We start from the raw sequence: 18,819 nt of genomic DNA on the forward strand, positions 1-18,819 counted from the left end.
AGCCTTTGCATGCTATGGCAGTGACGACATGAGATTATGCGGCCTCGGAAAGGAGTCATATCGTGAAACAGACTTGGCGATGGTTTGGACCTCGGGATCAGGTTTCAATCGACGATATGTTGCAGGCGGGCGTGCAGGGTGTTGTCAGCGCCTTGCATCATGTTCCAACCGGTGCCGTCTGGTCGGCAGCCGAGATCGATAGACGTAAGGGTGAGATAGCCCGCATGACGGACGGCAGCCCTTCGGGTCTGGGCTGGGATGTCGTCGAAAGCCTGCCTGTTTCCGAGGATATCAAGAAGCAGAGAGGCCAATGGCGCGAGCATATCGCGAACTACAAGCTCAGCCTCGGCAATCTTCGCGATGCCGGCATCGAAACGATTTGCTACAATTTCATGCCGGTGCTGGATTGGACGAGAACGCATCTGAGATGGCGCCTGCCCAACGGCGCGACCTGCATGCGCTTCGATCTGGTCGATTTCGCCGCCTTCGATCTTTTCATCCTCGCCCGAGCGGCAGCTGCAAACGAATTGCCGGGCTGGCTTGTGGAGCAAGCGCGCGAACGTCATGTCGGTATGACGCAAGAGGAAAGGCAGGCGCTGGCAAGCAATGTCGTCTGCGGCCTGCCCGGTGCGGCCGAGAGCTTCACGCTTTCGGATGTGCAGGCCCATCTGGAAGACTACCGCGATGTCTCGCCGGATCGTTTGCGGGCCAATCAGATAGATTTTCTGACCGAGGTGGTTCCCGTGGCGGAGCGGCTTGGCATGCGCCTGTGCTGTCACCCCGATGATCCGCCGTTCGCGCTTCTCGGGTTGCCGCGCATCATGTCGACGGAGGCGGACTATGCGGCGCTCATGAAGGCGGTCGACAGTCCGGCAAACGGCATCACGCTGTGTACCGGTTCGCTGGGGGCTCGGCCCGACAACGACCTGCCCGGCATGATGGAGCGGCTCGGCGATCGGGTGCATTTCCTGCATCTGCGCAACGTCAAGCGTGAATCCAACGAGGTCTACGGCTCCTTCTACGAGGCCGAACATCTCGCAGGCGGTACGGATATGGTGGCGATGATTGCCGCCATAGTGCGCGAGGAGCGCCGACGGGCAGCAAGCGGACGAGCCGATTGGCAAATCCCGATGCGACCCGATCACGGGCAGGATATCCTGGATGACCTCAAGCGCAGCGGTCAGCCGGGCTATCCCGCAATCGGGCGGCTGAAGGGCCTTGCCGAGCTGCGCGGTATCGAGACGGCATTGTCGCATCCTTTGGCAGGGCTGCCGGCATGACCCATCGACCGCGCCTGTCGCTGCTCACGGACGTCGTCGGCCCTGCATCGCGGCCGGCCTATGATCCCGGACGCCACGGTTGCGGCATCGTCCATTTGGGAGCAGGCGCGTTCCATCGTGCTCATCAGGCCGACTATACCGATGCGGCCCTTGCCGCTGGAGGCGGCGATTGGCGTATCGTCGGCGTGAGCCTTCGCGGCCACGAGGTTGCCGACGCGCTCAATCCGCAGCACGGTCTTTATACGCTCATCGAACGGGACGCCGCCGGAGCACGCGCAAAAGTCATCGGCAGTATCGAGCGCATTGTCGCCGCGAGCCGCGAGCCTGCCGCCCTGATGCGGCAGCTTGCGGCTCCGGCGACGCGCATCGTGACCATGACCGTCACGGAGAAAGCTTATGGCATCGACCGCGCCACGATGACGGCCGATCCCGACCATCCGGCGGTGGCGGCCGATCTGGCAAAACCCGCGCAGCCGACCGGCGTGCTCGGCGTGCTGACGGAAGCTTTGCGACTTCGGCGCGCGGCGGGAGCCGAGCCTTTCACCGTGCTGTGCTGTGACAATCTGCCTGACAATGGCGGGTTCGTCCGGGCAGGGGTTATCGACTTTGCGCGGCGATCCGACCCGGCACTTGCCGAGTGGATTGCGGCCAATGTTGCCTTCCCGTCAAGCATGGTCGATCGCATTACGCCTGCGTCTACCCAACGGACGCTTGACGACGCCTTGCAATTGACCGGCTGCGTGGACCGGGCAGCCGTTGAAACCGAACCTTTCCGCCAATGGGTCATTGAGGACCAGTTTCCGAGCGGCCGCCCGGCCTGGGAGGCGGGCGGCGCATTGTTTGTCGATGACGTCCACCCTTACGAGACCATGAAGCTGCGGATGCTCAACGGCTCGCATTCGATGCTGGCATATGCCGGCTTTCTGACCGGTCGCCGCTATGTTCGGGATACTGTCGGCCAGAACGGCTTTCGTGCTTTGATTGCGCGGCATCTTGGGGCTGCGGCTTCCACGCTTCAGCCTTTGCCCGGCATCGGGCTCGATGCCTATGCGGCAGATGTTCTCGCTCGTTTTGCCAATCCCGCTATCGCCCACGAGACTCGCCAGATCGCCATGGATGGCACCGAGAAGCTGCCGCAGCGCTTGCTGGCGCCGGCAGTCGAGTTGCTGGCGAAAGGAGCGGATATCCGGCCCTTTGCTTTCGCGGTTGCAGCCTGGATGCGCTATTGTCTCGGCCGCTTCGACGATGGGGCCGCCTACGCGCTCAACGACCCACGCGAGGCCGAGATCGCGAAGGCCGTTTCAAGCGTCCGGACGCCGTCCGATATCGGCAGGGCATTGCACGATCTTCCGCGCTTGTTTCCGGAGCGTCTTCGCAGCGACCCGCAGTGGCTGGATGCCGTATCATCCCAACTTGAACTCATGCTCGCAAACGGCATGAACGCGGCCATCGCTTCCGAACTCGCCGGCAGCTCTGACCACGGCGATGCCACATCGTTTCGCCGCTGATCGAAGCGGGTGTGGATCTGCAAAATCAGGGATAGGCACCCCCAACGGATTCATCCTTGCATTTTCACGGCGACGCGGACTTTCGCAATGTCGTTGTCCAGCTGGCAACGCGATCGGCGACAGTCGCGAGATGCTCGGCAGCCGTGAGACCGGAGACCGCCTTTCGCGGACGGAAGTCATGGTCTCCATCTTTCAGCCATTGAATCTCGATCATTTTGGAGAGCTTGTAATTCGAGACCTCCTCCTGTGAGCCGAACAGGTCGCGGGTTCCCTGGCAGATGAGGGTAGGTGTCTTCATCTCTGCGAGATGAGCGGTCCGCAGACTATCCGGCTTCCCCATCGGATGGAACGGATATCCGAGACAGAGCAGTCCCGAGACCCTTCCCGCATCGCCAAGGGCGTCCGCGATCATGCTGGCCACGCGTCCGCCCATGGATTTCCCCGCGATTACGAGTATCCCTTGCGAATCGACTTCACTGATCACGGCTTCGAATTCCTGCTTCAGGAGCTCTGCGCGAGGCGGCGGTGGCCGTTTGCTAGAGGACCGTCGGGCCGACATGTAGTCGAATTCGAACCGGATGATCCGCAAGCCTCTCTCGGAAAACGCTGCGGACGTGGTTTCCATCCAGGTCGTGTCCATCGCGCCACCCGCTCCGTGGGCGAGGACGATGGTGATCTTGGCATCTTTGGGGCCGGTGACGAGGAAGTCGTGAGGCATTCGAGGTTCTCCCGGTTCATGGCACCACTATCAGCGAAACCGCAACGCATCTAGCCATCCGGTCTATGAGCACTTCGACCGCGATCGCGCGCACCATCGGATGTACCGATTTGGCGATCTTTCGGCCACAGGTGAAAGTGACATTCCCCACGATCAGCCTTGCCCGGGATCGGCTCTGCCGCACGCGGAAATGGACTGCTGGGCAATATTACGATGCCGTTTGACAACATGTCTTGTGACGGCGCCTTCCATTTCGCTTGGAACTTCAGACGATCGCTGCCCGATGCGCGGCCGTTTGGCGACTAAGCCGATTCCCGCAACATAAGGTCGGCCGACAATAAAAATCGGGCAGCCGAGGTTGCTTCTCCTCGGCCCGCGCTCTCATCATTGTCGCCAAGCATGCCGAGAAGCATATCAACTGCACGCCTGCCGATTTCGCTGACATTCTGGGCAACCGTTGTGATTGGTGGGCATGCGTATCTGGACAAGGGATGATCGTCATGCCCGGCAATCCGGATGTCGGACGTCGTGCCATGTCCCACTTTAAGACCTATCTTGTATGCTGCGGCGATGGCACCAAAGGCAATTCGGTCGTTCGCGCAAAGAATGGTCTTTGTCGGCAATCGCTTCGAGTTGACGAGACGCGTCATCTCTTCGAATCCGAATCTTTCGAAATCCCACATGCGGGTTTCCGTCACGGGCAGGATATGCGGCGTCAGGTCAAACCGTGTCATCGCGTTGATGTAAGCGGCCTGACGCGTGCGGGCGTTCGTGTTCACGTCGGGCATCCCGAGATAGCTCGGCGGTTCGCCTGACCGACACAGATAATCGACGATCAATCCAAAGCTTTGTTGGTTGTCGGTTCCGACGAATGCCGATGCGTCGTCGAGCGGCGAATCAATGTAGACAAGCGGTACGCTGCGGCCATATTCGGATAAGGTCTGCTGGTGTGGCTCCACCCCAAGCGGCGCGATGATGGCACCCGCCACATTGAGCGATTTGAGGGTGCGGATCGCTCTCTCTTCAAGATCGGATCGACCGTCCGTTGAAAGGACCAGCGCGAAATAGCCGGCTTCCGTCGCCAGCGCTTCAATCCTTCGAGTGAGCGCCATATAGAACTGGTCGATCGAACTTGGAATGACGATACCGACGATATTGGTCCGGCGTCTATTCAGGTTGACGGCAAAGAGGTTTGGCCGAAAACCGGATTTTTTAAGTGCAGCCTCGATGGTTTCACGTGTTTTCTTTCGAACCGAGCTCGGATCGTTGAAGTATTTGGACACCGTTGGGCGGGAAAGACCGACAAACTCCGAGAAGTCCTCCATTGTTTTGATCGGCTTCGGCACGACATGGTCTCCAGACTCAATCGCAAGATGTCTATCCGACTCTTCTCCGAGGGAAAAGAGAGTTCCTCCCAGAGGGAGGAACCGAGATCATTCCGCGACAAATTGCACCTTCATTGTGGGCGCGCCGCCGCTCTTGCTGAAGAAGGGCAGCACTTCATTGAGCGGAAGCCGATGCGAGATCAGGCGTGCCATTGCGCCATTGTCCTTGCGAAGCAGCTCGAGGGCGGCAGGCAGGTTCTGGTTCAAGGAATGCGAGCCAGCAATCGTCAACTGACGCCGGAAGATGTCGAACGGGGATATCGGGACACGGACGCCGGGAGCACATACGCCGAATACCAAGATTGCGCCGCCGTCCAATGCGAATTCGGGCATGCTCTCCACGACGGCCGGAACACCCGTCGCATCCGCAACAAGATCGAAGGACCGTTTGCGGCCCTCGATCTCCGGGGACTTCGGGTGTAGGGCCTCCAATCCCAGCTCCTCGGCAAATCTCAGGCGGCTTTCGTCTATATCGGCCACGACAACGTCGCCAACGCCTCGCGCCTTCATCGATAAGGCAAGCAGAAGCCCGATCGGGCCGCCACCGAACACGAGCGCGCTCTCCGCGCGTCGTACTCCGGTCGTCAGGCCGATATTGCCAAGTCCGTTGAGGACGCAGGCGAGTGGTTCGGCCAAAGCTGCCACATCGAATGGAAGATCGCCGATATCGTGCAGATGCGAAACCCTAACGGTGCTGTATTCGGCAAAGCCACCGTCTTGCGTGACGCCATAGGCTTTCAGTTCCTTGCAGAGATTTGTCATTCCCTTGCGGCACAAATTGCAGGTGCCACAGGGCAGGTTGGGGTCGACGGCGACCCTTGCACCTGGCCGCAAACCGGTGACGTCTTCGGCGACCGCCTCGACCAGGCCGGCATATTCATGACCGGGGACCAGGGGAAAGCGCCCCTCGCCATAGCGGCCGTGGAGGACGTCGATATCCGTGTGGCAGAGCCCCGCAGCCTTCACGCGGATGAGGGCATGTCCTGGCGCCAATGTGGGCCGCGGCATGTCCGCCAACCCCGCGACGCCCCTTTCAGTGAAACTTATTGCTTGCATGTCGGATACCTCAGCTCATCCAGTTGCCGCCGTCGACATTATAGGTCTGCGCGAGAATGTAATCGCTGTCGGACGATGCCAGGAAGACAGCGAGGCCCTTGATATCGTCGGGCGTTGCGAACCGTCCGATTGGAACGGACTTGGCAACGGCAGCCTTCTTCTCGCCCGATTTCAACCCTTCCCATTTTGCGAAGTGGGCATCGACGACATCCCAATGCTCGCCATCGACCACGCCGGGGGCGATGGCGTTGACGTTGATGCCGTATTTCACCAAACCCAAGGCCGCCGATTGCGTCGCCGAAATGATGGCTGCCTTGGAGGCACAATAGAGGAGCACGAGCGCCTCGCCGCGGCGGCCGGCCTGACTTGCCATGTTGATGATTTTGCCGCCCCTGCCGCGCGCAATCATGACATTCGAAACAGCCTTCATCATGAAGAGAGGTCCCTTCAGGTTGATCGAGAAGACCTTTTCGTAGCTTGCTTCGGTGATCTCGTTGATCGGAGCCATGTCGAAGATGGCGGCATTGTTCACCAAAATGTCGATGCCGCCATATGTCTGGTCGATCTCGGTGACGACGGTGTCGATGGCATGGAGATCGGTGACATCGAGTTTCATGGCAGCTGCGTTCGGCCCGAGTTCTCTGGCCGCCTCGGATGCTCTCTCGATATTGATATCGACGATGACGACTTTTGCGCCTTCCTTGATATAGGCCTCCGCAAAGCCAAGTCCGATACCGCGTGCGCCGCCGGTAATGAGGGCGACCTTGTCTTTCAGTTTCATGATATTCCTCCCTGACAGAGGTTGCGCCTAATGCGCAACGTTGGTGGTGATAGAGTTGGCTTCGAACCTGCGCAGCGCGCTGCCATTTTCACTGAATAGATGGCTGTCCGCGGCATCGAAGGATAGAGAAACCGTTTCATGCAGGCGATGGCTGTCGGCACCGTCGGTCTCGACGATGACCAATCTTCCCGGGGACACCTGCACATAGACATAGGTATGGCCGCCAAGCCGTTCGACGACCATGATTTCACCCGAGATAGGCCCGTCACGCGCGATGCGAAGATGCTCTGGTCTGATGCCGAGCGTCATGCTCGCGCCGGGACTGACGGTGTCGGACACTGGGACCTCCAATTCCGCGCCACCCGGTAGCGACACCGACACGCCGGACGTGCCGGCACCCGACGCCGTCACCGGAAGGAAGTTCATGGCCGGCGAACCTATGAAGCCGGCAACAAACTGGTTCACGGGATTATGGTAGAGCTCCATCGGCGCGCCGATCTGCTCGATCCCGCCGTCACGCAGGACAACGATCTTGTCGGCAAGGGTCATGGCCTCGACCTGATCGTGGGTGACGTAGATCATCGTCGCGCCGAGCTGGTCGTGGAGACGTGCAAGCTCTATGCGCATCTGCACGCGCAGCGCGGCATCTAGATTGGAAAGCGGTTCATCGAATAGAAAAATGCGCGGCGAACGAACCATCGCGCGTCCGATGGCCACGCGTTGACGTTGTCCACCGGAGAGCTGTTTCGGCTTGCGATCCAGCAGGTGTCCAAGCTGCAAGAGGCCTGCGACCTCGTTGATCTTGGCGTCACGTTCGCCTTGAGGGATACCCGCGAGCTTCAGCGCGAACCCCATGTTATCCTTGACCGTCATGTGGGGGTAAAGGGCATAGGTCTGGAATACCATTGCCAGCCCACGCTGGTCGGGCGGAATGTCGTTGGCGTGGTCGCCGTCAATGATCAGGTCGCCGCTATTGATGTCCTCGAGCCCTGCGATCATGCGCAGCAGCGTCGACTTCCCGCAGCCGGAGGGGCCGACAAACACCACGAATTCCCGATCCTTGATATCGAGGTCGACGCCCTTGATGACGTTCACCGCGCCAAAGGTCTTCTTCACTTGCCTGAGACTGAGAGTGGCCATATGCGTTTCCTATTTGACAGCGCCGAAGGTCAGACCGCGCACAAGCTGGCGCTGGGTCATCCAGCCGAAGACGAGGATTGGTGTGATGGCGAGCGTCGAAGCTGCCGAGAGCTTCGCCCAGAAAAGTCCCTCAGGCGAAGAAAAGGATGCGATAAACGCCGTGAGTGGACCTGCCTTGGAAGCGGTGAGGTTCAAGCTCCAGAAGGCTTCGTTCCAGCACAGAATGGTGGATAGAAGAGCAGTGGATGCGATCCCCGGAAGCGTCAAGGGAAGGAGCAGGTACCAAATCTGCTCGAAGGTGCTGGCGCCGTCCATGCGACTGGCTTCAAGGATTTCGTGCGGCACGTCCTTGAAGAAGGAGTAGAGCATCCAGACCACGATCGGGAGGTTCGACAGCGTGAAGACGATGATGATTGCCGTTCGTGTATCCAAAAGACCGCTGTCCCGACACAATAGATAAATCGGAACCAACACTCCGACTGCGGGAAGCATCTTTGTCGAGAGCATCCACATCAGAAGATCCTTGGTTCTCTTTCCCGGAAAGAAAGCGGCCGCATAGGCAGCCGGGATACCGATTATCAGGCACAGGATGGTCGAGCCGATGCTCTCGACGACGCTGTTCAATGCGTATTGGACGTAATTGGCGCGGGCGTTGACATCAACGAAGTTCTCCAGCGTCGGCGTAAAGAAAAGCTTCGGAGGAGTCGCGACCGCATCGATCTCCGTTTTGAAGGATGCCATGAGCATCCAGAGGATTGGAAAGAACATCAGCAGAGCTGCAGTCCAGCCACCGATCCCGCACCAGAGCTTCTGAGAGCGAATGAGGTTGTTTCGCTTTGTCATTCTGGTCTCTCCTCAATTGTCCAGATTGCGGGCGACGGTGCGGATCAGAAATGCCGCGACGACATTCGCAAGGATAATCGCAAAGACGCCCCCAGCCGACGCAGCCCCGACATCCCACTGGAGAAGGGCCTTGTTGTAGATGAAATAGGTGAGCGTCGTGGTCGCCGTACCCGGTCCACCCGTCGTCGTGACCTGGATCTCCGCAAATACCGCAAGCAGAAAGATGGTCTCGATCATGATCACAACGGAGATCGGCCGAAGCAGATGCGGCAGGATGATATGCCTGAAGGTCGACCATCCCTTGGAGCCATCGAGGCGCGCTGCTTCCATCTGCTCGCGATCGAGCGACTGCATGGCCGTCATCAGGATAAGCGTCGCGAACGGTATCCACTGCCAGGCGACGATGGTGATGATGGAGGTCATCGGGATTTGCACGAACCAGTCGATCGGCGTCAGGCCGGCGAGCTTGGCAAGATAGGCAAAGAGCCCGTTGACGGGATGCATCAGGAGGTTCTTCCAGATCAGCGCGGTGACCGTCGGCATCACGAAGAACGGAGCGATGATCAGAAGCCGCGCAATCCCGCGCCCGGCGAACTCAACGTCGAAAAGCAGCGCGAACACCACTCCGAAACCAATGGACAGAGCAAGGACGGCGAAAAGAATGACGAGGGTCCTGAAGATCGCCGCCAAAAGACCGTCATCGGTCAGCAGATAGGAATAGTTGTCGAGACCGGCGAAACCGGCGCTCAATGGATCAAGCAGATTGTAATACTGCACGGAGAACCAGAGCGTCAGGGCGAGCGGAACGATCATCCAGGCCAGGAGAAGGCTGACAGCAGGCGCAAGAAGCGGTGCAGTCCGGATCGAACGGCCGGAACGCTTCTGCGTCCGCCGGATGAATTCACGCGAAATCGTTGTCATCGAAAGCCTCTTCGCTGCGCCTCGACCGCCTGATGGCGACGATCGGAGGGAGCGATTGGGAAGGAAAGCAAGCCGGAGCTCCGGCAGCCGACGCTGCCGGAACCCTCCGGGAGGAAGCCCGCGGTCGCGACACCGCGGGCGAGACCGTTACTTCACTTGAAATAGCCGGCCTTTTTCATCTCGCGCTCGACCTGCTTCTGGGCATTGTCGAGGGCGGCATCGACGGTTTGCTGTCCTGCAAGCGCCGAGGCGATCTGCTGACCGACGATCGTACCGATCCCCTGGAATTCCGGGATCGCCACGAACTGGACGCCGGTGTAGGGAACCGGGTCCTTGGTCGGTTTCGACGGGTCGGCGGAAAGGATGGCTTTCTCGACAGTGGCGGCGAACGGGGCGGCCTTCTGATATTCAGGCAGGTCATAGGTCGACTTGCGAGTGCCTGGCGGAACGGCAACCCAGCCTTCCTTCTCGCCGACCATCTTCACATATTGCTTGGAGGTGGCCCATTTGATGAAGGACTTGGCAGCCTCTTCCTTGGTGGAAGAGGTCGGAATTGCGAGGTTCCACGACCAGGACCAGCTCGATCCGTTCGGGGTCACGTTGACCGGAGCGCGCGTGAAGGCGATCTTGTCGGCGACCTGGCTCTGCTTGGGATCATAGACACGGCCGGCTGCGGACGTGGCGTCGATCCACATGGCGCAATGGCCGGTCGAGAACAGAGCCTGGTTCTCGTTGAATCCGTTTGACGTCACGCCAGGAGGGCCGTCCTTCTTCATGAGATTGACGTAGTCAGTGATGGCCTTCTTCCATGGTTCGGAATTGATCTGCGGCTTCCAGTCCATGTCGAACCAGCGGCCGCCATAGGTGTTGATCATGGTTCCGAGGAAGGCCATGTTCTCGCCCCAGCCCGGTTTGCCGCGCAGGCAAAGGCCGTATTGTTCCTTGGACTTATCGGTGAGCTTCGCCGCAAATTCCTTGATCTGATCGTAGGTCGGCTGGTCGGGCATCTTGAGACCCGCGGCGTCGAACAGGTCCTTGCGATAAAGGGTAAACGAACTTTCGGTATAGAACGGCACGGCGTAGAGCTTGCCGTCGACGGTCAGGCCGGATTTGATCGGCGCAAGCAGGTCGCCATAGTCATAGTCGTCGCCGAGATCGTCGATCGACTGAAGCCAGCCCTTCTTGCCCCAGATCGGCGCCTCGTAGCCGCCAATGGTCATGATGTCGTATTGGCCGCCCTTCGTCGCGATATCCGTGGTCAGCTTCTGGCGGAGCACGTTCTCCTCGAGAACGACCCAATTGAGCTTGTTGCCCGTCTCCTTTTCCCACTCGGGCGAAAGCTTTTGCATGATGATCATATCGCCATTGTTGACGGTGGCGATGGTCAATTCCTCAGCCTGGGCCAAGCCTGCAGCCAGTGAGCAGCCGGCGGCCGAAGACAGCATTACAGCAAGAATCCTCTTCATCGTCTCGCTCCTCCTTACGAGCGTTGTCGCACAAAGTTACGTGCGTAAATATTTATTTGTTTAGTATGCGCCCCGTGTCAATCAAAATTTATTGGCCAGAAGGGTCATGGTTATCGTGTTTTTTCTAAATAGCTATAAAATAACAGTTTTAACCATTAAAATCACCTTGTGTGTCACCACGCAGCTGAAATCTGGATCTAAATAAAAATTTTCATACGTAAAGTTATGATTGACGAGAGCTTTAGAAAGACGTAGCGACCAATGCAGCAGGGAGGACGAGCAGATGATTGTTCGGAATGGACGCATAGCCCCGGAAAACCTCGGCCCAACGATCACGGTCGGCGAGATACTCGTTGAGATCATGGCGAGCACCACCGGATTCGGATTCAAGGAGCCCCAGACGCTCATCGGCCCGTTTCCAAGCGGCGCGCCCGCGATTTTCATCGATCAGGTCGCCCGCCTCGGAGGCGCAGCCGGCATCATCGCAACTGTGGGGGCCGATGACTTTGGCGCCGTGAACATAGAGCGTCTGAGAAGGGATGGCGTGGATACCTCAGCCATATCCATTTCGCCCGATCGGCCGACCGGAAGCGCTTTTGTTCGCTATCGTGATGATGGGTCCCGAGACTTTATATTCAATATCATGCATTCGGCGGCCGGCTCGGTGATCCTCACATCGTCGGCAGAGACCTTGATTGCGAAGGCCGGACATGTGCATGTGATGGGGTCTGCCTTTGCAATACCGGGAGCCGACAAGGTGATTGATGCCGCCATCCGTTCGGTGCGTTCACGCGAAGGGTCGGTTTCGTTCGATCCGAATGTCCGCAAGGAACTCCTCGGTTCGGGAAATTTCCGCAGTCAGTTCGAAACCATGATCCAGAACGCGGATCTTCTGCTTCCGTCCGGCGAAGAGCTCTTTGTCGCTGCGGGGGTGGACGGGGAGATCGCCGCAATCAAGGCGCTGCATGCCCGCGGCGTCGGCGAAATTGCGTTGAAGCGCGGCAGGCAAGGAGCGACCTTCTTCGGGGAGTCCGGCGCACGATTCGATTTCCATGGATTCGAAGTTGACGAGATCGACCCAACCGGTGCGGGCGACGCCTTTGGCGCGACCTACCTGACGTCCCGTCGGCAGGGTCTTGGGCCGGAGGTGTCCCTGGAAAGGGCCGCGGCAGCGGGAGCCCATAACGTCACCAAGCGAGGCCCCATGACGGGTTTGCCCGACACCGCGCAGCTCGATCTTTTCCTTTCCACAAACCCGCGGAGAACAGCATGAGCGATTTCCTTAGAGGCCTTGCGGAGGCTCGCCGAGCGGGCAGGCCAGTCGGAATTACGTCGGTGTGCTCCGCGCATCCGCTCGTGCTTGAAGCCACGCTGTCGCTGGCTCAGCGGGAAGGCGGTCCTGTCCTGATCGAGGCGACCTGCAACCAGGTAAACCAGTTCGGCGGCTACACGGGGAAAACGCCGGCGGAGTTTGCCGGCGACGTTCTTGCGCTCGCCGATGCGAGCGGGGTCGCGGCTTCCAGCGTAATCCTCGGTGGCGACCATCTCGGGCCAAATCCGTGGCGACGAGAGCCGGCTTCCGAGGCAATGGCCAAAGCCGATGTCATGGTTGCCGCTTACGTGAAAGCCGGCTTCACCAAAATCCACCTCGACGCATCGATGGCATGCGCCGATGATCCGTCCACCCTCGACGATATGATCGTAGCTCAACGAGCGGCAAGGCTTGCCAAGGTTGCCGAGCAGGCCGCGCGTGACGTGGGCACCAAGCCAGTCTACGTCCTCGGAACTGAAGTCCCAGTCCCGGGGGGCGCAGACCATGCGCTCGATGTTGTCGAGCCAACCGGAGCCGAAGCCGCCAAAGCCACGATTGCAACCCATCGCGAGATTTTCATAAAGGCGGGGCTATCGGAGGCATTCGACAGATGCATTGCCTTCGTCGTCCAGCCGGGCGTGGAGTTCGGCAATGAAAACGTGGTCGGCTACAGACCTCAGCTCGCGAGTGAACTGACCGGCGTGCTGGATCATGAAGCAGGCCTGGTTTTCGAAGCGCATTCGACCGACTACCAGTCGGAAAGAGCGCTCACCGAACTGGTGCGCGATGGATTTCCAATTCTCAAGGTTGGGCCTGGGTTGACGTTTGCGCTGCGTGAGGGCCTCTTTGCGCTCGACTTGATCGCAACGGAACTTGACCCGGACTATGCTCGCAACCTTGCCGTCACCATGGAACGCCTCATGCTGCAGCACCCAGGCGACTGGGCAGGACACTATCACGGCAGCGACGAGGATATCCGGCTTCAACTTCGCTATAGCTATAGCGACAGAATCCGCTACTACTGGGGCTATCCCGAAGCGGTTCGAGCTGTTCAAAGGCTGACGGATACTCTTCATGGGCGACAAATCCCGCAGACGCTGGCAAGCCAGTTCCTCGGACGGATCGCAGACCGGGTCGGCTCGGCGGACAGCGTGAGCAAGATCGCCAGGATGTTTGTCGGCGATGTCCTTGAGACATACGGCCGTGCCTGTAGGCAGGCGGGCTGAGCGAACCGGAGAAGGCTCTCCCGCCACATCTCCGGTTTGCTGTCCTTGCCCAAAGCATACAGGGCCCCGCCATAGCGAGGCCCGATTTCCCGGTTTAGCAGATAGCCGTAGCGCAAAGTCCTTGCCTGAATATCCATGTCTGCCACGCCATCTCAAATTCCGGCATACCACTCATAGCCACGATCCTCCCAGAAGCCGCCATTACCACCCCAGAGATCATCGAACCGGTCGCGGATTTCGATGCGCATGACGTATTTGGCATGCTTGTAGCCGAGATGACGCTCGACGCGCAGGCGCAGGGGCGCGCCGTGTTCGACTTCCAGATCCTTGCCGTTCAATGAATAGGCGAGGATCGACTGCGGATGAAAGGCATCGATCAGGTCAATGCTCTCATAGTAGCGGCCGCTGCCGTCGAGCGTCTGCTCCAACTCGTCGGCGCAATAGAAGACGGCGTAACGGGCGCCCGGCTTCAAACCGGCAGTCTGCAGGATCAGCCCCAGAGGAACACCCTGCCACTTGCCGATGGCGCTCCAGCCTTCGACACAGTCGTGGCGGGTGATCTGGGTGCGGGAAGGCAGCTTCTTCAGATCAGCCAGCGAAAATTCCATCGGCTTGTTGACCATTCCGTCGATCTTGAGACGCCAGTCAGCAAACTTCGTTTCGACCATCTGGACGTATTCGGCGCTGTTGGGCTGGATTGATCCGTTCGGGTGGAAGCTCGGCGAAATGTCGGCCTCCGTATATTCGCGGGCAAGCGCTTGCGGCGAAACGACGAGCCGCTGCGTGCCCATGGTCAATCGCTCAGCCAGAGCGAGCACCTTCTGCACGTGCTGGTTCTGGGAGATATCATCGCATCCGGTAAGGCCCACGGCGCCCAGGCTGGCCGCCGAGCCGATGAGAAAGCGACGGCGAGTGAAAATGGAGCTCATCGATCGGCCTCCTCGTTGATGATCGCATAGCGGCCGGTGACCATCGAACGCATGTTGTTCCAAAGACCGGAGAGAACGACCATCGCGATATGGACGACGACGAAGGCCACCAGGCTCCAGGCGGTGATGAAATGAATGGAGCGGGCCGATTGGCGCCCACCGAAAATATCGAGCAGGAAGGGGTAGCCGGCATCTATCGCGGGCGACATGGTCAGCCCCGAACCGATCATGAGCGGCAGCAGGACGAAGATGACGATGAGGTAGGTCAGCTTCTGCAGCGCATTGTAGCGCCGCGCCTTTTCGCCTTGCGGGAAGCGCAGCCGGGCGTGGTCCTTGATTTCGTGCCAGATATTGCCCGGAGCGATATCCTGGGCCGTCGGCGCCAGATCGCGGCGGAAATGACCGCCGATCAGGCCGTAGGCGATGTAGACGAACCCGTTGATGACGAATAGCCAAGCAAAGAAGAAATGCCAGCGCCGGCCGGTCGCAAGATCCTGGAAACCGGGGATCGTCGCCCAGGCCGGGAAGGCGCGCGGCGTCATTTCTCCGTCGACCGTGGACGCACCGAGAAGACCGGTGGTGGTGATCGACAGCCGGCCAATGCGCAACGTGCCGGTGATGTTGTCGCCATCCTGATTGCCGGCGATCTCGAACCAGGATGGATCTTCGACGGCACCGTAGTTCCCCCAATGCAGTTGCGGGTCGGCATTGAAGATCTGCAGTCCGCTCATCAGCAGCAATGTCAGACACAGCACGTTGATCCAGTGGGTCATGCGTGTGAGAGCCGAATGACGGCGAATGAAGATCTTGGCTGGGGGAGATGACGGGGGAGGCGCAGTGTCGATGTGCTCGATGCTTGTCATGGAACATTCTCCTGACGTACCGCCGGGGAGCGGTTATCTGGGATTACATGCTGAGACGTTGTTGCTGTCCATTGAGATTGCCCGGATGCCGTCGGCAACCGGGCAATCCACGATGTCGGCATGCGTGCGTCACATTGGCGGAATGACGCCGTTTATGCCGACTATAACACGGTCGGATTCAACCGTGTTGTCTCCAGCGGTCGTGCCGTTGATGATGACCCCGGCGCCGGGCTTGATGTCGTCCTTCGTCGCCTTGCCGAAGGTGACGATCGGCGTGCCCGGCGGGATCGAGATCTTCTTCTCGCCGCCCTTGTAGGTGAGCGACAGGGTGGGGCCGTTGACCGAACTGACGGCGCTTGCAACCGTCGCATTGGTCATCGAGCTCTTCGGCTTCAGATCCCAGCCGTAGTCGCCCTCGCCGGTGCCCTTCATGACTGCCGGGAAGATCAGCACTTCAAGCGCGCCGTTGACGCCGCTGTCGGTCGGAACGGACGCAATACCGACGAAATCCCCAGGCTTGATGTCTGTCACGGAGGCGTTGACGATGCCGTTGACGGCCCATCCGGATTTCAACTTGATCGTTACGTCCTTGCCTTCGCGCGATTTGACCATCAGCGTGTCGCCGCTGAGGCTTTCGACGACGCCGCGCACGCGCGCCTTGTCGGCAGCATGTGCGGATAGCGTGGTCACGGCGCCAAGCGCCAGCACCATGCCCATGATCTTCAACTTCGTGAGCGACATTCTGCTCTCCATTTCTTCCATCTTCTCGACATGATCCCCCATCCGCCTATCTGGAGCGGGTAGGGCGATCGCTTTGGAAACGGGGCAATATGCAAATGGCATCTTGTCGACGGCAGCAGATTGACCCTCGGTTCCGCACCATCATTCGGCACTTGCGCGAATGCGTTACAGAGATCACGCCGTTGTGATCGCAAGAGAGGGATTAAAAAATCTGGTGGAGGATGTAACAACTAGCGCCGATCAACGAATGACTGCTCGTGGATGACTAAATCGGTATCGGAACAGGTCCTGAAAGGCTTGATGCTTCTGTCGCTTGACGGCGATGAAGCTGCGTACAGGCGTTTGCTCGTTGTTTTGCGGGACCTGCTATTGGCGTTCTATCGGCGGAGGCTCGGGTCCAATGCCGACCGTGACGGTGAGGATCTGGTCCAGGAGGTGCTTTTGGCGGTGCACAGCCGACGCATTACCTACGATCGGGACCGACCGTTTACTGCGTGGTTCTTCCAGATCGCGAAATACAAGTTGATCGATCACTTCAGGGCAAATGACAGCAAGCGAGGCGTCGAAATTACATTGGGAGATGAGATCGCGGCCGAATTTCGGGAGGAAGCGCTGTTTGCGCACCTCGACGTCGAGCGCCTTCTGGATCAACTGCCCGCCAAACAAAGAGAGCTTCTGCGGCAGGTAAAGATCGCCGGAAAGACCACTGCCGAAGCTGCGATCGAGACGGGGCAATCTGAAGCAATGGTTCGCGTCAGCATCCACCGAGGGATGCGCGCGATTGGACGCAAGCTGGGTTTTGCCAATGACGAAAAATGATGAATTCATCGAGGCACTGGTGAGCGATCTCACCCCGGTTCGCCGTCATGCGCTGCGAACGCGGCTCGCACTTGCGATCGTTGTCGGCGTGATCGGCGCGGCTGTCGCACTGCTCATATCGCTCACCTTTCGCCCGCATCTGCACCATGTGACGGTGGCGGCGTTCTGGGTGAAGTTTTTATATACTGCCGTATTGATGGGCGGGACGATCGTTGCCCTTGATCGGGTTGCGCGACCGGACGGTGCGATTGGCAGTATGGTTCGGGTTCTGGTCGTGGCGTTCGGCGTCGTCGTGCTGTTGGCAATCGTGCAGCTCGGGCTGTCGCCAGCTTCATCCTACCCTGGTTTGATCGTCGGGTTTTCGGCGTCGTTTTGCCCGTTCCTGATCGTGGCTTTCGGCATTCCCTCTTTCTGTGCCAACATGTGGTTTCTCAGGCGTGCTGCCCCCACGCGTCCGGTGCTTGCCGGTTTCGTCGCGGGTGCCTGCGCCGGCGGCGTCGGCGGCTGGGTGTATTCCTGGGCCTGCGTCGAAAATGGCATTCCATTCATCGCGATATGGTACACGCTCGGCATTCTGCTGAGTGGGCTGCTCGGAAGCCTGGTCGGCAAATTCAGCCTACGCTGGTAACTTCATTTTGACCGGACGGCCTGCGCCGAGCGGGCCGCCGATCTGAAGCCTTTCCCAATTTTCTGACGGTGATGGTCATCGCAGGAGCGATCGACGGGAGACGCTCGGGCTTTTTCACGTTATGAATAGCAATCATTGATCCCACCAATCAGACACCGAGGTCTCTTCCATGGCTTTGAACGTGCTTTTCATTGGCGGCACCGGCCAAATCTCATACCCTTGCGTCGAGCGCGCCGTTGGCCAGGGGCATCGCGTCAGTGTCTACAACCGTGGTCTGAGGGGGAACCCCTTACCTTTAGGCGTGACCTCGATCATCGGCGAACTCGGATCGGCTGCCTACGCGGATCTCGCCAAGGCCAATTATGATGTCGTGTGCCAGTTCATCGCTTTCACACCGGATCAGATTGCGCGCGACATCGAGGTGTTTTCAGGCAATTGTGGCCAGTATATTTTCATCTCCTCGGCTTCGGTCTACGAGAAGCCGGCACGCCACTATGTGATCACCGAAAAGACGCCGGCGATCAATCCTTACTGGCCCTACAGCCAGGCCAAGATTGCCTGCGAGGAGTTGCTCACGGCGTCGCGGAATCTGGCCTGGACGATCGTTCGCCCCAGCCATACCGTCCGCACCGGCCTGCCGATCATGATGGGCGACAGCGATGTCATGGCGCGGCGTATGCTGGATGGCGAGTCAACGATCGTCGCGGGGGATGGTCACACGCCGTGGACATTGACGCGCTCGGTCGATTTCGCAGTGCCCTTCGTCGGGCTTTTCGGCAAGCAGGCAGCCCTCGGTGAAATCTTCCACATCACCTCCGACCGTGCCCACATATGGGACGACATTCAAAAGTCGATCGCCAGATTGCTTGATGTCGAGGCGAAGATCGTCCACGTGCCGACGGATACGTTGATCAAGTATAATCCGGATTGGGTCGGCCCATTGGTCGGCGACAAGGCCTGGACCGCGATCTTCGACAATTCGAAGGTCAAGCGCGTGGCGGGCGACTTCACTTGCGCCGAGAGCCTGGATGAAATCCTGGCCGAGCCGATCATGCACCTGAAGCAGCGCCTCGCCAAAAATCGTCCGCCAAAGGGTGCGCTCGATGTGCTGATCGACAGAATTTGCGCGGCGCAAAACGCCCTCGGGTAGGGAGGTCTCGCGTGTGCAGCTTATCGTGTCGTCCGGCTGAGAGTGTCGCGTCT

18 protein-coding genes are annotated in these 18,819 nt (G+C 59.3%); 7 read left to right on the forward strand and 11 right to left on the reverse strand.

Annotated elements, in window-relative coordinates; translation table 11 throughout:
• Positions 1–62: 62 nt before the first annotated feature.
• Together uxuA and ACIQWP_RS21345 are read left to right on the forward strand one after the other, a co-directional pair.
• Positions 63–1,280: a mannonate dehydratase gene (gene uxuA, locus ACIQWP_RS21340; protein WP_402791738.1), complete on the forward strand. Its 1,218-nt coding sequence runs from the start codon at positions 63–65 to the stop codon at positions 1,278–1,280.
• A complete protein-coding gene (locus ACIQWP_RS21345; protein ID WP_402791741.1) occupies positions 1,277–2,788 on the forward strand; it encodes a mannitol dehydrogenase family protein in 1,512 nt (503 codons plus the stop codon). The genes uxuA and ACIQWP_RS21345 overlap by 4 nt, the downstream gene beginning before the upstream one ends.
• A gap of 64 nt (positions 2,789–2,852) precedes the next feature.
• Here ACIQWP_RS21345 and ACIQWP_RS21350 read toward each other — a convergent pair whose 3' ends face one another.
• From ACIQWP_RS21350 to ACIQWP_RS21385, 8 genes are all read right to left on the reverse strand, one after another.
• A complete protein-coding gene (locus ACIQWP_RS21350) occupies positions 2,853–3,506 on the reverse strand; it encodes an alpha/beta family hydrolase (protein ID WP_402791744.1) in 654 nt (217 codons plus the stop codon).
• 302 nt (positions 3,507–3,808) lie between these two features.
• The gene (locus ACIQWP_RS21355) at positions 3,809–4,831 is read right to left on the reverse strand and encodes a LacI family DNA-binding transcriptional regulator (RefSeq protein WP_402792087.1); all 1,023 of its coding nucleotides are present in this window, start codon (positions 4,829–4,831) and stop codon (positions 3,809–3,811) included.
• Positions 4,832–4,939: 108 nt separating this feature from the next.
• Entirely contained in the window at positions 4,940–5,947 is a 1,008-nt protein-coding gene (locus ACIQWP_RS21360; protein WP_402791746.1) for a zinc-dependent alcohol dehydrogenase family protein, read from the reverse strand.
• 10 nt (positions 5,948–5,957) lie between these two features.
• Positions 5,958–6,728 (reverse strand): L-iditol 2-dehydrogenase, encoded by a 771-nt coding sequence (locus ACIQWP_RS21365; RefSeq protein ID WP_402791749.1) that lies wholly within the window; start codon positions 6,726–6,728, stop codon positions 5,958–5,960.
• 27 nt (positions 6,729–6,755) lie between these two features.
• Positions 6,756–7,868 (reverse strand): ABC transporter ATP-binding protein, encoded by a 1,113-nt coding sequence (locus ACIQWP_RS21370; protein ID WP_402791752.1) that lies wholly within the window; start codon positions 7,866–7,868, stop codon positions 6,756–6,758.
• A gap of 9 nt (positions 7,869–7,877) precedes the next feature.
• A complete protein-coding gene (locus tag ACIQWP_RS21375) occupies positions 7,878–8,711 on the reverse strand; it encodes a carbohydrate ABC transporter permease (protein WP_402791755.1) in 834 nt (277 codons plus the stop codon).
• A gap of 12 nt (positions 8,712–8,723) precedes the next feature.
• Positions 8,724–9,632: a carbohydrate ABC transporter permease gene (locus tag ACIQWP_RS21380; RefSeq protein ID WP_402791758.1), complete on the reverse strand. Its 909-nt coding sequence runs from the start codon at positions 9,630–9,632 to the stop codon at positions 8,724–8,726.
• 152 nt (positions 9,633–9,784) lie between these two features.
• The gene (locus ACIQWP_RS21385; RefSeq protein WP_402791761.1) at positions 9,785–11,098 is read right to left on the reverse strand and encodes an ABC transporter substrate-binding protein; all 1,314 of its coding nucleotides are present in this window, start codon (positions 11,096–11,098) and stop codon (positions 9,785–9,787) included.
• A gap of 283 nt (positions 11,099–11,381) precedes the next feature.
• Between ACIQWP_RS21385 and ACIQWP_RS21390 the strand changes: the two genes are divergently transcribed.
• Entirely contained in the window at positions 11,382–12,371 is a 990-nt protein-coding gene (locus ACIQWP_RS21390; RefSeq protein ID WP_402791763.1) for a sugar kinase, read from the forward strand.
• A complete protein-coding gene (locus ACIQWP_RS21395; RefSeq protein WP_402791766.1) occupies positions 12,368–13,636 on the forward strand; it encodes a D-tagatose-bisphosphate aldolase, class II, non-catalytic subunit in 1,269 nt (422 codons plus the stop codon). Before ACIQWP_RS21390 ends, ACIQWP_RS21395 begins: the two co-directional genes overlap by 4 nt.
• Before the next feature lie 152 nt (positions 13,637–13,788).
• Here the strand turns inward: ACIQWP_RS21395 and ACIQWP_RS21400 are convergent, their stop codons facing one another.
• From ACIQWP_RS21400 to ACIQWP_RS21410, 3 genes are all read right to left on the reverse strand, one after another.
• Complete coding sequence (locus ACIQWP_RS21400) at positions 13,789–14,565, reverse strand: molybdopterin-dependent oxidoreductase (RefSeq protein WP_402791769.1); 777 nt, start codon at positions 14,563–14,565, stop codon at positions 13,789–13,791.
• Positions 14,562–15,428: a cytochrome b/b6 domain-containing protein gene (locus ACIQWP_RS21405; RefSeq protein ID WP_402791772.1), complete on the reverse strand. Its 867-nt coding sequence runs from the start codon at positions 15,426–15,428 to the stop codon at positions 14,562–14,564. Before ACIQWP_RS21405 ends, ACIQWP_RS21400 begins: the two co-directional genes overlap by 4 nt.
• Before the next feature lie 129 nt (positions 15,429–15,557).
• Positions 15,558–16,169: a hypothetical protein gene (locus ACIQWP_RS21410; RefSeq protein ID WP_402791775.1), complete on the reverse strand. Its 612-nt coding sequence runs from the start codon at positions 16,167–16,169 to the stop codon at positions 15,558–15,560.
• Between the two features lie 261 nt (positions 16,170–16,430).
• Between ACIQWP_RS21410 and ACIQWP_RS21415 the strand changes: the two genes are divergently transcribed.
• The 3 genes from ACIQWP_RS21415 (at position 16,431) to ACIQWP_RS21425 (ending at position 18,766) form a co-directional block, all read left to right on the forward strand.
• Positions 16,431–16,988: a sigma-70 family RNA polymerase sigma factor gene (locus tag ACIQWP_RS21415; protein ID WP_402791777.1), complete on the forward strand. Its 558-nt coding sequence runs from the start codon at positions 16,431–16,433 to the stop codon at positions 16,986–16,988.
• Entirely contained in the window at positions 16,975–17,616 is a 642-nt protein-coding gene (locus tag ACIQWP_RS21420; protein WP_402791780.1) for an NrsF family protein, read from the forward strand. The genes ACIQWP_RS21415 and ACIQWP_RS21420 overlap by 14 nt, the downstream gene beginning before the upstream one ends.
• A gap of 169 nt (positions 17,617–17,785) precedes the next feature.
• Positions 17,786–18,766, forward strand: coding sequence for an SDR family oxidoreductase (locus tag ACIQWP_RS21425; protein ID WP_402791783.1), 981 nt, complete (start codon positions 17,786–17,788; stop codon positions 18,764–18,766).
• Positions 18,767–18,819: the final 53 nt, after the last annotated feature.

Source organism: Rhizobium sp. NPDC090279 (assembly GCF_044769665.1).
Classification (GTDB): Bacteria; Pseudomonadota; Alphaproteobacteria; order Rhizobiales; family Rhizobiaceae; genus Rhizobium.

Coding starts and splice junctions, on each gene's coding strand:
- ACIQWP_RS21345 (WP_402791741.1), top strand. CDS start 1,277: ATGACCCATCGACCGCGCCTGTCGCTGCTCACGGACGTCGTCGGCCCT.
- ACIQWP_RS21350 (WP_402791744.1), bottom strand. CDS start 3,506: ATGCCTCACGACTTCCTCGTCACCGGCCCCAAAGATGCCAAGATCACC.
- ACIQWP_RS21355 (WP_402792087.1), bottom strand. CDS start 4,831: ATGGAGGACTTCTCGGAGTTTGTCGGTCTTTCCCGCCCAACGGTGTCC.
- ACIQWP_RS21360 (WP_402791746.1), bottom strand. CDS start 5,947: ATGCAAGCAATAAGTTTCACTGAAAGGGGCGTCGCGGGGTTGGCGGAC.
- ACIQWP_RS21365 (WP_402791749.1), bottom strand. CDS start 6,728: ATGAAACTGAAAGACAAGGTCGCCCTCATTACCGGCGGCGCACGCGGT.
- ACIQWP_RS21370 (WP_402791752.1), bottom strand. CDS start 7,868: ATGGCCACTCTCAGTCTCAGGCAAGTGAAGAAGACCTTTGGCGCGGTG.
- ACIQWP_RS21375 (WP_402791755.1), bottom strand. CDS start 8,711: ATGACAAAGCGAAACAACCTCATTCGCTCTCAGAAGCTCTGGTGCGGG.
- ACIQWP_RS21380 (WP_402791758.1), bottom strand. CDS start 9,632: ATGACAACGATTTCGCGTGAATTCATCCGGCGGACGCAGAAGCGTTCC.
- ACIQWP_RS21385 (WP_402791761.1), bottom strand. CDS start 11,098: ATGAAGAGGATTCTTGCTGTAATGCTGTCTTCGGCCGCCGGCTGCTCA.
- ACIQWP_RS21390 (WP_402791763.1), top strand. CDS start 11,382: ATGATTGTTCGGAATGGACGCATAGCCCCGGAAAACCTCGGCCCAACG.
- ACIQWP_RS21395 (WP_402791766.1), top strand. CDS start 12,368: ATGAGCGATTTCCTTAGAGGCCTTGCGGAGGCTCGCCGAGCGGGCAGG.
- ACIQWP_RS21400 (WP_402791769.1), bottom strand. CDS start 14,565: ATGAGCTCCATTTTCACTCGCCGTCGCTTTCTCATCGGCTCGGCGGCC.
- ACIQWP_RS21405 (WP_402791772.1), bottom strand. CDS start 15,428: ATGACAAGCATCGAGCACATCGACACTGCGCCTCCCCCGTCATCTCCC.
- ACIQWP_RS21410 (WP_402791775.1), bottom strand. CDS start 16,169: ATGTCGCTCACGAAGTTGAAGATCATGGGCATGGTGCTGGCGCTTGGC.
- ACIQWP_RS21415 (WP_402791777.1), top strand. CDS start 16,431: ATGACTAAATCGGTATCGGAACAGGTCCTGAAAGGCTTGATGCTTCTG.
- ACIQWP_RS21420 (WP_402791780.1), top strand. CDS start 16,975: ATGACGAAAAATGATGAATTCATCGAGGCACTGGTGAGCGATCTCACC.
- ACIQWP_RS21425 (WP_402791783.1), top strand. CDS start 17,786: ATGGCTTTGAACGTGCTTTTCATTGGCGGCACCGGCCAAATCTCATAC.